General features: G+C 63.5%; 14 protein-coding genes. 4 read left to right on the forward strand and 10 right to left on the reverse strand.

Going from position 1 to position 12,973, the window contains the following annotated elements; genetic code table 11:
• Position 1 precedes the first annotated feature (1 nt).
• Both NKH63_RS24630 and NKH63_RS24635 read right to left on the reverse strand, forming a co-directional pair.
• A complete protein-coding gene (locus tag NKH63_RS24630) occupies positions 2–475 on the reverse strand; it encodes an ABZJ_00895 family protein (protein ID WP_352591686.1) in 474 nt (157 codons plus the stop codon).
• Positions 476–568: 93 nt separating this feature from the next.
• On the reverse strand, positions 569–1,066 hold the full coding sequence (locus NKH63_RS24635) for an NUDIX domain-containing protein (protein WP_023719262.1): 498 nt from the start codon (positions 1,064–1,066) through the stop codon (positions 569–571).
• A gap of 53 nt (positions 1,067–1,119) precedes the next feature.
• Here NKH63_RS24635 and NKH63_RS24640 point away from each other — a divergent pair, with 53 nt between their 5' ends.
• Positions 1,120–2,064: a metallophosphoesterase family protein gene (locus NKH63_RS24640; RefSeq protein WP_023719261.1), complete on the forward strand. Its 945-nt coding sequence runs from the start codon at positions 1,120–1,122 to the stop codon at positions 2,062–2,064.
• Between the two features lie 76 nt (positions 2,065–2,140).
• Here NKH63_RS24640 and NKH63_RS24645 read toward each other — a convergent pair whose 3' ends face one another.
• The 4 genes from NKH63_RS24645 to leuA all read right to left on the reverse strand — a co-directional run bounded on the left by NKH63_RS24645 (position 2,141) and on the right by leuA (position 7,489).
• Complete coding sequence (locus NKH63_RS24645; protein WP_023719260.1) at positions 2,141–2,758, reverse strand: hypothetical protein; 618 nt, start codon at positions 2,756–2,758, stop codon at positions 2,141–2,143.
• Positions 2,759–2,890: 132 nt separating this feature from the next.
• Positions 2,891–3,694 carry an alpha/beta fold hydrolase gene (locus NKH63_RS24650; protein ID WP_352918998.1) on the reverse strand — a complete coding sequence of 268 codons (804 nt, stop codon included), beginning with the start codon at positions 3,692–3,694 and terminating at the stop codon, positions 2,891–2,893.
• A gap of 185 nt (positions 3,695–3,879) precedes the next feature.
• Positions 3,880–5,670 carry a tetratricopeptide repeat protein gene (locus tag NKH63_RS24655; RefSeq protein ID WP_352919000.1) on the reverse strand — a complete coding sequence of 597 codons (1,791 nt, stop codon included), beginning with the start codon at positions 5,668–5,670 and terminating at the stop codon, positions 3,880–3,882.
• A gap of 142 nt (positions 5,671–5,812) precedes the next feature.
• Complete coding sequence (gene leuA, locus NKH63_RS24660) at positions 5,813–7,489, reverse strand: 2-isopropylmalate synthase (protein ID WP_352919018.1); 1,677 nt, start codon at positions 7,487–7,489, stop codon at positions 5,813–5,815.
• Positions 7,490–8,080: 591 nt separating this feature from the next.
• Here leuA and NKH63_RS24665 point away from each other — a divergent pair.
• Positions 8,081–8,395 (forward strand): nuclear transport factor 2 family protein, encoded by a 315-nt coding sequence (locus NKH63_RS24665; protein WP_023719256.1) that lies wholly within the window; start codon positions 8,081–8,083, stop codon positions 8,393–8,395.
• A gap of 19 nt (positions 8,396–8,414) precedes the next feature.
• Here NKH63_RS24665 and NKH63_RS24670 read toward each other — a convergent pair whose 3' ends face one another.
• From NKH63_RS24670 to NKH63_RS24685, 4 genes are all read right to left on the reverse strand, one after another.
• Complete coding sequence (locus NKH63_RS24670; RefSeq protein WP_023719255.1) at positions 8,415–9,503, reverse strand: AbrB family transcriptional regulator; 1,089 nt, start codon at positions 9,501–9,503, stop codon at positions 8,415–8,417.
• Positions 9,504–9,771: 268 nt separating this feature from the next.
• Positions 9,772–10,080 carry a putative quinol monooxygenase gene (locus tag NKH63_RS24675; RefSeq protein WP_023719254.1) on the reverse strand — a complete coding sequence of 103 codons (309 nt, stop codon included), beginning with the start codon at positions 10,078–10,080 and terminating at the stop codon, positions 9,772–9,774.
• Positions 10,081–10,129: 49 nt separating this feature from the next.
• Positions 10,130–10,927 carry an SDR family NAD(P)-dependent oxidoreductase gene (locus tag NKH63_RS24680; RefSeq protein WP_023719253.1) on the reverse strand — a complete coding sequence of 266 codons (798 nt, stop codon included), beginning with the start codon at positions 10,925–10,927 and terminating at the stop codon, positions 10,130–10,132.
• A 72-nt stretch (positions 10,928–10,999) separates the two neighbouring features.
• Positions 11,000–11,452: a DsrE family protein gene (locus tag NKH63_RS24685; protein WP_023719252.1), complete on the reverse strand. Its 453-nt coding sequence runs from the start codon at positions 11,450–11,452 to the stop codon at positions 11,000–11,002.
• Positions 11,453–11,554: 102 nt separating this feature from the next.
• On the opposite strand from NKH63_RS24685, the gene NKH63_RS24690 reads away from it, so the two are divergent.
• Both NKH63_RS24690 and NKH63_RS24695 read left to right on the forward strand, forming a co-directional pair.
• Complete coding sequence (locus NKH63_RS24690) at positions 11,555–12,655, forward strand: hypothetical protein (RefSeq protein WP_352919002.1); 1,101 nt, start codon at positions 11,555–11,557, stop codon at positions 12,653–12,655.
• 24 nt (positions 12,656–12,679) lie between these two features.
• Positions 12,680–12,928 (forward strand): antitoxin, encoded by a 249-nt coding sequence (locus NKH63_RS24695; RefSeq protein ID WP_023719250.1) that lies wholly within the window; start codon positions 12,680–12,682, stop codon positions 12,926–12,928.
• Positions 12,929–12,973: the final 45 nt, after the last annotated feature.

Here is a 12,973-nt window from a genome sequence, read left to right on the forward strand (position 1 = left end):
CCTAGCGGAAGGTTTCTGAGTCCATCTTTGCCCTTCTGACGAGATCAGCTTTCAATGTGGTATTTCCAAATCGATTGGAGTAGCCGAGCGACGTTGCCAGGAACGCCACGATGCCGCCGATCATGACGATCTGGACCGACATCTGGAGCGGGATTGCGCGAAACGATCCCGACAGCAGAAGCACGGCCATTCCCAAACCCATTTCTATCAGGCTTGAGAAGCCGACCATTTTCCAGAATTCAGTGCGAGTAAAAAGCCGAGCATGTCGCTTTATAAAAACAAAATATGTCACGAATGCCGCAAAAAGTTGTATTGCGAACTGGATGCCTCTTCCACTTTTTTCCAACCTTGATGGATCTATCCCAAGGACCATTGTCGAAATTAAGGCTGTAGCAAGAATTGTTGTCACAGTAATTACCGTGTAAAGTGAGATATATAGTACGATTCTAAACCTGTCGTTTTGGCTATGTTTCATTTTTCTCTTATCGCCTAATATATATAGTTCTCTCGGAGAACAATGGATGTTGCCGGCCTAAACCGAAGCAGCCAAAGCTGTTGGAGAGATGATCTACCAGTAAGGCGATGCCGAATTCCCCTCAAAAACTTCGGCAATCCGCCGCAGCGTCGCCGGTGTCGTGCCTTCCGGCAAGCGGTCGAGCGGAAAGAAGCCGGCTTCGGCGATCTCGCGGTCGGGCAGCTTGGGTGCTGGCTGGTCGAACTCCTCGACCAGATAGAGACCGACATGATCGCGGCGGCTGGCGCGGCGGTTGAAATGCAGGGACTTCAGCACCGGCGGTCCGGTCAGCGCGATGTTGCCTTCCTCGAAGACTTCGCGCGTCAGCGCTTCGATCATCGTCTCGCCCAACTCGACGCCACCGCCGGGCAGGTGCCAGCCAGGGACATAGGTGTGGCGGATGAGGAAGATGGAATTGGAGGGGCGGTCGTGGATCAAGCCGCGCACGCCGAGCGTCATCGGCCGCCGCAGTACGAAGTACAGGTGAAACAGCCTTGCCCTGAAGCCTGGCCAGCCGGTCTGGCGCAGGGCTTGCTCCGGATCCGGCGTCATCGTCCGCGAAACCGTGAGTGGAAAGCCGCGCGCGCCTCGCCTATGAAGAAAAGATGTTCAGGCTCGCGCATATTTCCGATGTCCATCTGGGGCCGCTTCCCGATGTAACCTATCGCGATCTCGCCTCCAAGCGCGTGGTCGGTTACGTCAATTGGCAGCGTAACCGCCGCCGCCACATGCACGACGCCGTCATCGACACGATCGTCGCCGACATGAAGGCCAGCGGGCCGGACCATCTCGCCATCACCGGTGACCTGGTCAATCTGGCGCTCGACGGAGAGATCGAGATGGCCAAGCACTGGCTGGAGACGCTGGGCTCGCCGAATGACGTGTCGGTCGTGCCAGGAAATCATGATGCCTATGTGCCGGGCGCCTTCGACAAGACCTGCCGGTCCTGGGCAGCATGGATGACCGGCGACGGCGTCAATACGCCGGTCGACCGCAACACCTTTCCCTATCTGCGCGTGCGCGGCGATGCTGCGCTGATCGGCGTCTCCACGGCGCGCGCCACGGCTCCGTTCATGGCCAACGGCTTCTTTCTGGAAGGCCAGGCGGAAAGGCTGCGCGACATGCTCGACGCCACAGGCAAGCGCGGCCTGTTCCGGGTGATCATGATCCACCACCCGCCGGTGCGCGGCGCCGTTTCGCAGAACAAGCGGCTGTTTGGCATCTCGCGCTTCCACAAGGTTCTTCACCGGCACGGCGCCGAGCTTGTGCTGCACGGCCATTCGCATGTGCCGTCGCTCTTCTTCATCGGCGCCCGCAAGGCCAAAATCCCGGTGGTCGGGGTCGCCGCCGCCGGGCAGGCCCCCGGCAGTTCGCATGCACCGGCGCAATATAATCTGCTCGACATCGACGGTGAAAAGGACAATTGGCGGATCAGGCTGACGCGCCGCGGCCTGACCGGGCCGGCATTGCCGCCCAGCGACCTGCAGACAATGGAGCTTGGCGTCGAAGCCGAGGCGTCGATGGCTGGAGCAATTCCAGGAAAAGTGTGAAACGGTTTTCCGTCCGGAATTGCGTCAAAACAAAGAGATAGAGCGGTTCAGCGTTTCCGTGAAACGCTGAACGGCTCTAGAAGCTGATTTTCATTGCGACAATACGGTCCCAGAACAGCACGAGCGAAATCGCCAGGCCGACCAGGGCGCCGGCGGCGATCAGGCCCAGGCCCGAGAAGAAGGCCGACCAGCCGTTGCTGCGCGCAGGGACATGCAGCGGCGGCTCGGCTTCCACCACTAGGGCGCGTTTCAGGCCGGCGACGGCCTGCTCGATGCCGCCTTCCATCATCCTTTGGCGTTCGACGACGCGCTCGGCGACATAGCGCGTCACCTGATCGGCAACGACCTTCATCTCGGTCGACTCGGCGAGCACGACGCGGCCGATGCGCGTGTCCTTGAGAAAGCGGTAGGTGCGGCGGTCGCGTCCCATGGCGACATGGCTGACGGCGTCGATCCACAGCCTTGGCTGCAGGCCGGACGAGACGGCGAAGTCGAAACTGTCCATGTCGGTGGGTACGTCGCCGAACACCGGGGCGAGTTCGGCGGCAAGCAAATCGAGCCGCATGCGATGCGCTTCGCGCATGTCAACGACGACGTCGTCGCGGTCGGCGAAGGCGTTCTTGACGTCGCGAATGGCATCGGACAGTTTTCGCGACTGATCGATCTGGGTGATGTTCTCGCCTGCATCCTTCATCGGCGTTGCCTCGCGGGTTGGTTAACACCGAATTAACACAGCCGCCGGCAAAATGCACTTGCGAGATCGATGGGTGGGCAAGGGTTCGCTGGAGCAGCACCAGCGCCGCCGCCGTGCCTGTGCGAAGACCGATTAGCTCGCCGCAGCGGCGAATCCCGGACGAAGCCGCCTGCTGCGGCGTCGCATATTGCGACGGATGGCCGCGGCGATCAGGCCGGGCGCTTCCTCGACCAGCATATGGCCGGCTTCCAGCACGTGGTGCAGATGAAAACGCTTCGGCAGGCCGTCCGCTTGGCTGACAGGCAGCACCGCGTCGTCCGTCCCCCAAACCACCATCACCGGCATGTTCAGCGTTTCAAGCCGTTCGCTCGGGATGACACCTTGCCGATCATCCCTGGTCATTGCGGCTGCGAGCTCGACAAGTGTCCCCAACTGGCCGGGACGCTGGCGCATCTCGTTGAGGAGATCGACCCGGTGCTGCGGGGGCTGGCTTTGCGGTCCCGACATGGCGGCAAGGCAGGCGCGGATTTCGTCGGTGCCGGCAGCGGCGGCGTAGCGGCGCAGCAGCGGGCCATTGATCTCAGGACCAAGACCGCCCGGTGCCAGCAGCGTCAGCGAGGCCATTCTTTCGGGCTCGCTCAATGCCATCAGGGCGGCCACGGCGCCGCCCATCGAATGGCCGACGAGATGGGCCCGCTTTATCCCGCGTGCGGAAAGGTCCGCAAGGACGGCACTGGCTGCGATCCTGGCCGGACCGCCGCCCGGAAAATCGAACGACAAGCCATGACCCGGCAGATCATAGGCCAAGGTCCGCGCGCCCGGAGCCAGAGGCGCGACCACATCGCGCCAGTCGTCGTGGCAGCCACCGAAGCCATGCAGGAAGACAATCGTCGTCGGGCCGGTGCCCCGTTCGGCAGCGTAAAGGGATCGGGTCATGCAAACTTAATGGGTTTGTGCCGGGATCAGTCCGGATGCCGGGGGGATCAGTCTTTGTGCCGCGATTGGTCTTTATGCCGCGATGGGTTTGGGCCGGTTCAATCGTGTCTGAATTGCGCTTTGGCCGTGCGGATGGCCAGTAAAATTTTCGCGATCAGCTGACGTCGTGCACGCGCCGGAAGACGTCAGCTGGCACCGCCAAGCCCGGCGGCGCGCAGGGCCTCTACCAGCCGGTTGGTCAGATCGGCGGGATATCTTCGCTCGACGAACGTTGCACGCGGATCGGCTGCGAATTTCGGGAATTTGGTGGTCAGTTCCTGCAGCAGCCTGCTTGCCAGCTTTTCGCGGCCGGCAGTGTTGGCACCGATCAGCCGCGCCGCCAGATAATGCGATTTCATTTCCGTCGTTCGCAAGCCGTCGCTGGCAAGCGTCGCCTTGTTCATGTCGCCCATCATGAACTCTCCTGCGAACAGCCCGTAATCCCACCATGTCGGATGGGCGCTGGCGATATCCACCGCGTGAGCAAGGATCGGGGTGCCCTCGCTGTACCTGCCGGCGAAAACGAGCCCGTAGCCATAGGCGGCGGCCATTGCGAGATCGTAGGGATTGAGTTCGTAGGCCTTGCGCATCCAGCGGATCGATTCCTCGGAATTGCCGATGCGCGAGTTGAGATAACCAAGGGCGCGGTGCGCATAGGGGCTGGTGGGGCCCATCTGAATGGCGCGATGGGCAAACATCATCGCCTTTTCCATCGTCGCGTCGGCGGGGTAGGGATAATGGTCGGTGACCGCCTCCAGATGCAAGGACGCGAGTTCCGAATAGACGAGCGATGACTTCGCCTCCCGGTTGGCAAGATCTTCGAGGCAGCGGTAGGCGGCTTCGTGCGTCTGCGCGTTCTGGTCGAGATAATATTTGCCGTTGAGCACCAGACACGCCGTCAGCCCGGTCTGGATGCCGCTCTGCTCGATGTAATTGTAGATCGTGCCCGAGGCGGGAAGAGCCGAGCTCAAAATGCCGGAGATTTGGTCCTCGATAGCGGTGTTTGCGCTGTCGCCGGCGGTCAGGTTGCGTGACAGCAGCACGCGGCCGGTCGCCACGCTCTGCAGCTCGAGCATAGTGTCGCCGCTGCGCGGCCCGGGCAGGACATCGAACACGAAGCTGGCGGCGTCGGTAAGTGGATCGGGCGGGCTGTCGGCATCACGACCGATGAAGTTGATGGTATCGAAGCCGCTAAGGCCGGCGCGCAGTGATGCAGCGACACGGCGAGCCACGTCGCTGTCGGCCTTGATGGCAATGTAAACCTGGGGGAGGGTTTCAACCGGAGGCGCCGCTATGCTGCCGGTCGCCACCGCGGTCTCGACCGCCGTGTCGCCGCCGGTCAGCAACACCACGCTGCCCTGGCGAAGGATCAGCACACCCAGCATGAGGATGACCAGCGCGATCGCCAGCCAGAAGAACTGCAAATGGCGCTGCAGCGACGGTGCAGCGGGGCTGAGCGCTGGAACGCTCAGCAATGCAGCCGGATGTGCCCGGTTGCGGGCATCCTCCGAGGATCCGGGCGGGGCGCTCGTCGCCGCGTCCTCTGTCGCCGGCTGCGGCTTGCTCTCTGCCTCGGCCTCCGCCGGCAAGCGAATGGCATTGAGTTCGTAGGATGGAACATAGCCGCCGCGCGGAATGGCGATGCGGACCGGTTCGGCAACGCCCTCGTTGGCGAAGTACTGCTGTAGAAGCTCGCGCAGCCTGCCGGCCTGCACCCGCACCACCGCATCGGTCGACGGATCGAAATCGCCGTCCTTGCCAAAAACGTCCATCGCTATGGAGAAGCCCTTGAGCCGGTCGGCTTCGCCTGCCTGCTCGCGCTCGACCAGGTAGCGGAGCAGCTTGCGCGCGCGCTCGGATCGTCCGAACGTTTCGCTGGCCAGCAATCGCTCCAACGTTTCGCGCACTGCGGGGGCGGCAGGCGTGGTATGCTGCAAGTGTCGATCCCTTCGAATTCGGCACAGGTTGAGGTACGATCATATAGCGCTGGCGCCGCCTTACAAGCATGTGCTTATGGTGCGATAGCGTACCCACCGGATAAATATCCGGTGGCTGATGGCGCGGGCCTGGCAGTTTCGGCTAGCCGCCCTTCCGGCCGACGATGCGGTTGGCGGCCGAAACCACGGCTTCGAGCGAGGCGGCGACGATATTGGTGTTGATGCCGGCGCCGAACAGCTTGCCGCCCGGATGTTCCATCTCGACATAGGAAATGGCCGAGGCATTCGAGCCGCGCTGCATGGAATGCTCGGAATAATCGAGCACCGACATCGGCACCCCGACATGGCGCGACAGCGCATCGACGAAGCCGTCGATCGGGCCAGTACCGGTGCCGGATATGGTCACCTCCTTGCCCCCGTCGAGGATCACCGCTTCGACCACGCGCCGGCCCTTGACCTCGGTGTCGGGGTAGGTGTGGTGGTCGAGGAACTTCAGCCGCGCGCCGGGCTGGTCGACATAGGTGTCGAGAAAGCGCTCGTAGATGCGCTTGGCCGGCACCTCCTTGCCTTCGGCGTCGGTGATCGCCTGGATGGCCTGGCTGAACTCGATCTGCAGGTTGCGCGGCAGGTTGAGGCCGTAATCCGCATGCAGCACATAGGCGATACCGCCCTTGCCGGACTGCGAGTTGATGCGGATGATGGCTTCGTAGCTGCGGCCGACATCGGCCGGGTCGATCGGCAGGTAGGGCACCTCCCAGTGCGGCGTGTTGGCCTTGCGCAGCGCCTTCATGCCCTTGTTGATGGCGTCCTGGTGCGAGCCGGAAAAGGCGGTGTAGACGAGCTCGCCAACATAGGGATGGCGCTCGGGGATCTTCAGCTGGTTGGAGTATTCGTAGACGTCCTTCATGCGGTTGATGTCGGAGCAGTCGAGCCCGGGATCGACGCCTTGCGTGTACATGTTGAGCGCCAGCGTGACGATGTCGACATTGCCGGTGCGCTCGCCATTGCCGAACAACGTGCCTTCGACGCGGTCGGCGCCCGCCATCAGGCCGAGCTCGGTGGTGGCGATGCCGGTGCCGCGGTCATTGTGCGGATGCAGCGAGATCAACAGGTTCTCGCGGTTGTCGAGATTGCGGCACATCCATTCGATGCGGTCGGCATAGATGTTGGGCGTCGACATCTCGACCGTGGAGGGCAGGTTGATGATCAGCTTGTTTTCAGCCGTCGGCGTGACGATCTCGGTGACGGCGTTGCAGATCTCCAGCGCCACGTCGAGCTCGGTGCCGGTAAAGCTCTCCGGCGAATATTCGAAACGGTAGCCGCCGCCGGCCTTCGCCGCCATGTCGGTGATCATCTTGGCCGCATCGGTGGCGATGCGCTTGATGCCGGCGACGTCCTTCTCGAAGACGACGCGGCGCTGCAGCTCGCTGGTCGAGTTGTAGAAATGGACGATCGGGTTGGTGGCACCCTTGAGCGCCTCGAAAGTGCGGGTGATCAGTTCCGGCCGGCACTGCACCAGCACCTGCAGCGAGACGTCGGCGGGCACGTTGCCTTGTTCGATGCACCAGCGGGCGAAATCGAAGTCGGTCTGCGAGGCCGACGGGAAGCCGATCTCGATCTCCTTGAAGCCCATGTCGAGCAGCAGGGCGAACATGCGCGCCTTGCGTTCCTGGCCCATCGGATCGATCAGCGCCTGGTTGCCGTCGCGCAGGTCGACCGAGCACCAGATCGGCGCCTTGTCGATCACTCTCGAAGGCCAGGTGCGATCGGCAAGGCCGACGGTCGGATAGGGCTGGTATTTGCGGGCGGCGTCCGGCATGCCCTTTACCGCAGGCTTGCTGATTTCCTCTACATTCAGGCGGATATCTTCTCGTGCGTTCATCGTCGTTTCTCCCGGCGGCTCGCGGATCCAGCTTCAGGCGGATTGGTGGCGAGCGGCGCCTTTACCAGAATTTCGTTCGCTTGATGTGACGTGCCAATTTGTGACTGGCCAAGGAGCGTGCGCGTGAGCGGCAATTCGACCGCCGGGCGCTCCTTCAGCGAACCCGGCGATCGCCGATAAGGCCGAGAAGCAGCAGGGTGGAGGCAAGCGCGCGAACGGTCTGGCCGGCAATGCCGGTCGGGCGGGACGCAAAAGAGGTGGCGCGCGGGCTCATGGCGGATTTCATACAGGAGCGGGCAAAGCGAGGCAAGTGGGAGCCTCGCCGTCGCAGAAGCTGCCGATCTCCCCCCGCAAGGGGGAGATTGGATGTCGCCTTGGTTTTCGCCAACATTCAAAGTTGAGGGTGGGGCAACTTTGTTCTTGCTTTGTGCCGGCAGCTATGCTACTAATCTGGCTATGGTGCTGATTGGCGCCGAGGACCCGCCGTCGAGGCGGGTTTTTTATTTCCGGCACCTCCCAGGAGGAAACATGACCGCACCCGATCCGATCCGCCGCTTTGTCGAAGCCACCAATGCCGGCGATAGCGAAGCCTTCCTGGACAGTTTCACGCCCGACGCCTTCCTGAGCGACTGGGGCCGGTCGTTCCGGGGCCGCGAGCAGATTGCGCGCTGGAACCAGTCGGACAATATCGGCGTGCAATCCAGGCTCCGCATCGTTCGCGTTGCTCCGGCGGGCGAGAGCTATCACGTGCGCATTGCCGTCACAGGCAACGGCTTCAACGGCGAGGGCGACATGGCGTTCACCCTGGACGGCGAGCGCATCTCCAGCCTGGTGATCAGCTGACGCGCTGCCCGGCTGGTCTTTACTCCCGAAGGCTTCTCGCCACCAGCCGCGCCACGCTTGGGCCGACCAGAAGCACAATCAGGAAGCGTGCCGATTGCAGCGCCATGACGAAGGAGATGTCGACATGCTGCGCGGCGGCGGCGATGATAGCGACGCTGTCCATGCCGCCGGGGCTGGTCGCCAGATAGGCGGTCAGCGGATCGATGCCGAGCAGGCGGCTGATCAGGAAGGCGAGGCCGCCGCAAAAGACGATCAGGGCAATGATCGAGCCGACGATCTGCGGCAGCGCGCGGGCCGCGTGGCGCAAGATGGCCCTGGTGAAATTCAGGCCGATGCTCCAGCCGATTATCGTATAGCTCAAGGCGAGCAGCCAGGGCGGCAGCTGCATGGTCACGCCGAGCCCGAGATGGATCACGGTGCCGAAAATGAAGGTGCCGAGGAAAAACGGCGACGGCAGCCGGAAAAGCTTTCCCGCGAGGCCGCCGACCAGCGCCACGCCGAACGTCGCGGCCAAGCCTTGCGGATCGACCGGCGGGAACCAGACGATGGCCGGCACCTCGATGCCTGAGGTGTCGACCCAAAGCTTGGCCACCAGGGCTGCCGTCATCGAGACGCAGATGACGCGCAGATAGAGCATGAAGGCGACGAGGCGCTGGTCGGCCCCGAAGGCACCGGCCATCAGCACCATGGCGGTGGCGGCGCCCGGCGACGAGCCCCAGACGGCGGTGGTGCCGGGCAGGATGCGCCAGCGGCTGATCAGCCAGCCAAGCAGGCTGGATGCCGCGACCGTCGCCATCACGACGCCGAGGAACAGCGGCCATTCCTTGTAGAAGACGGGAAAGATATCGGCCGAGATGGAACTGGCGACCAGGCAGCCGACGACCGCCTGGGCGGAGCCGAACAGAACCCGCGGCACGCGCACCGTGGCGCCGTTGGTGCCGGCAGCGATGGCCGCCAGCATCGGTCCGATCAAGAGCGCGGCGGGAAGGGCGGCGAGTTCCAGCGCGCCGGCAAACAGCACCGAGACCACCACCAGGACCGGCCACTGCCAGCCCTTGTGGATCCGCGCCAGATGCTCGATGGCCGGCGGGTTCGGGGAAGAATCCATAGATCGGCTCTTAGACCGGTCGCGAAAAAATGCGAACCTTTTTGCGGGGGAAAAGGGCTTGGGTGGTAATGGCACCAGCCATCCGTAGCGATCCTTCGCGCCCCCCTCTGTCCTGCCGGACATCTCCCCCTCTAGTGGGGAGATTGGATGTCACGTCGGCCTTCGCCAATCTCCAAAAAGAGAGCTGTCGGCGAAGCTGCCAATCTCCCCACTTGAGGGGGAGATGGCCGGCAGGCCAGAGGGGGGCGCTGTCCCGCCGGCCTCTCCTCTATCCCGCCTTCACCGCCGGCAACCCAAACCCACCAACCGGACGCGTTTCCACCTGGAACTCGAAGCCGGCGATGATCGGCCGTGCCTTGGCGATTGCCGCCTGGACTTCGGGCAGCTGCAGCGAAGCCTTGTGGCTTTCGGCGTCGGTCCACACTTCGGTCACCCAGATCGCGTCGGCGTCGACCGGGTCGGTGGCGATGATGTAGTTCAGGCAGCCGGGCATGGCGCCGGTGCTGGCGAGCAGGACCTCCATGACCGCGTCGCGCTGGCCGCGCGTCGCCCGCATCTTGCCGATCAGTCCGTACATTCGCTTTGCTCCGTTGAGATTACGCAACCAGGAGTATGCAGTTCGCCGTCTACGGCATCAACTGGCCGCCATTCACCTCGATCACCTGGCCGGTGATGTAGCCGCTCAACAGATCGGAGGAGAGGAACAGATAGGCGCCAACGCAGTCCTCGGCGGTGCCGGCGCGGCCCTGCGGGATGGTGGCGATCATGCCTTTCATCTGGTCGTCGGTCGAGTAGCGCTCGTGGAAAGGTGTCGCGATCGTGCCGGGCGCCACCGCGTTGACGCGGATGTTGAAACCGATCAGCTCCTTGGCCATGCCGCGCGTGACGTTGGAGACGAAGGCCTTGGCGGAGCCGTAAAGGCCGGCGCCGCCACCGGCGCCGTTGCGCGCGGCGATCGAGGAGGTGTTGACGATGAAGCCGCCCTGCCGCTTCAGCCATGGGATCGCCTTGCGCGAAGCTGTCAGCACGGAACGCGCGTTGAGGTCCATCACCGCGTCGTAATGCGCCTCGGTCTGCTCGGCATAGGGCACGCGGCCGAGCATGCCGCCGGCATTGTTGACGAGGCCGTCGAGCCGGCCGAAATGTTGCGCACTGTCCTCGACGACGCGCTCGACATCGGCGGGGATCGAGAAATCGCCCTGGGTCAGGAACACGTCGCCGCCACCGTTGCGAATGGTCGCCGCCAAGTTTTCGGCAGCCACCCGGCTCGAATTGTAGTGCAGTGCGACGCGACATTTCTGCGCGGCATAGGCAAGTGCAAGCGCCGCGCCGATGCCGGTCGACGCGCCGGTGACCAGCACCGCCTTTCCGGCAAGGTCGGGGATGACCAGAGAGGGGCTGACAAGGGTGGTGGTGGCTGGCACGTCTATTCCTCCGGGGGACTCGGCCTGCTCTTCGTAGGCCCTCGCAGTCCTCGCGTTCAAGTCCGTAAAAGCCTATGGCCTGAGATAGGCGTAGCCCTGGCGCTGCAATTCGGCGAGCTTGACGACACCGCCTCTGTCGGCTGCATGGAAGCCGTCGAGCAGGTCGGCCAGGCCGATATCCATGCCGTGCATGGTATTGGCGCAGGCGTGCGGGCTGAGCCCGTCCTGGACAAGGCCGGCGAAACGCCCGGAAATGGCGGCGGATATGCCCTTCGACTTGAAGGCAGCAAGTGCTGGGCCGTGCACGACAAGCGCGATGTCGACCTTGCCGTCGGTACCTTCGAAGTGGTTCTTGATGTTGCCGAGCACGAAATTGACCTTGTCGAGATCGCTGAGGTGATAGGCGACCTTTTGCCTTTCCTCTTCGACGGGCTTGACTTCAATGGCTGCCGCCTTGGTGGGGCGCAGCCCGAAAAGCCCGGCGGCCCCGGCAAGACCGACGCGGAAAATATCGCGGCGTCGCATGGCTTCATCTCCCATTTAGCCGGCCCGCGCAAATTGCGTGGCCTCGGCCTCGATCCTAGCATAAATTGAAGCCACGTCTTGTCGGGGCAATGGAGGGGTAGCATGACGTCGAGGACCATAATGGGGACCATTGTGGGCGCCGGGCTTGGGGTTGCCTTGCTTGCCGCCGTCGCCGGCACTGCTTTCGCCGACGACACGCTCAAACTCACCGAGCTCAGCCCCGACGGCAAGGACGCCTGTTTCGGCCGCGTCTACGACGCCGCGCATCTCAAGTCGCATCCGCACCAGAAGGTGGCGCGCATCTTCTTCTATTACGGCCGCGATCCGGTCAGCCGGCCAAACGAGGAGCCAAGCACCGGCATCGATTCCTCCTACAATGGCTTCATGGCGACGACGGTACGCGGCGCCGAGGCGCCGGAATGGCTCGGCGGCTGGTGCAGTCATGAGTCGGAGGACGGCAAGACCGGCCCGATCCGCTGCGGCATGGACTGCGATCGCACCATGGCTTCGCTGAAGGTCGACGACAAGGGCCGGCTGATCGTCTCGGACGTGCAGCCCGACCTCTATCTCGACGCCGGATCGGAAGACGAGCTCGGCAAGGCGGAGTACGAACGGCAGGCGCTGGGCAAGGACGACAACGGCTTCAGGCTCGATCCGATGCCGGCCGCGACCTGCAAGGCGGAGTTCGCCCGCATCGACCCGATCGATCCGGCACTTGGCCCGCCATTGCGCGAGCGGCTGAAGCCGGACCAGGCCTTCTGCTACGGGCGTGACTATGATGCCGCGCATCTCGGCTCGCATCCCGATCAGCTGACCCAGACGATCCGGGTTTTCCGCGGACCGGTCGAGCTGGCATCCTTCGCCAAGGGCGGCGACCTCGCCAATTGGCCGAGCGGCGCAGACATCGCCGTTTCGGTTACCACGCGGCAGAAATCGGCCAAGGTCACGCAGGTCTATAACTGCCAGGGCGAGGGCGACCAGTGGCGCTGCGCGGCGAGCGCGAAGACGGGTGGTGTCTCCTGCGATATCGCGCAAAAGGAGATTTTCCTCCGCCGCGGCGCCAACGGCACGATGATGCTGGCCAACCCAAACAGCGGCCTGCCGATCGTCGATCTGTGCTCGAAGGCGGCGGAAGGCGACACCAGCTCCGACGACAAGGTCTACCGGCTGGAGCCGATGCCGCAGGCCGCCTGCGGGCCTTGATCATGTGACGAGGAGGTGGATGCCATGCGCAAGACAAGGGTGTTTTGGTCCGGCCGCTCGCAGGCGGTGCGCTTGCCGAAGGAGTACCGTTTCGACACCAAAGAGGTTTTCATCAGCCGCCACGGCCAGAGCGTCATTATCGAGCCTCTTGCGCAGGATTGGGCTTGGCTGGACAGAGTGATCGGTCCGCTTGATGACGATTTCGCGGAGGCGGCTCTGGAAAGTCCGTCGGATCAGATCCTCGAATCCATGGCGCGCAGCGGCTCGGAATGAGGGCTACAGCGATCCTTCGCGCCCCCCTCTGTCCTGCCGGACATC

The sequence above is a fragment of the Mesorhizobium sp. M0960 genome (assembly GCF_040319055.1).
In the GTDB taxonomy this organism is placed as follows: Bacteria; Pseudomonadota; Alphaproteobacteria; order Rhizobiales; family Rhizobiaceae; genus Mesorhizobium.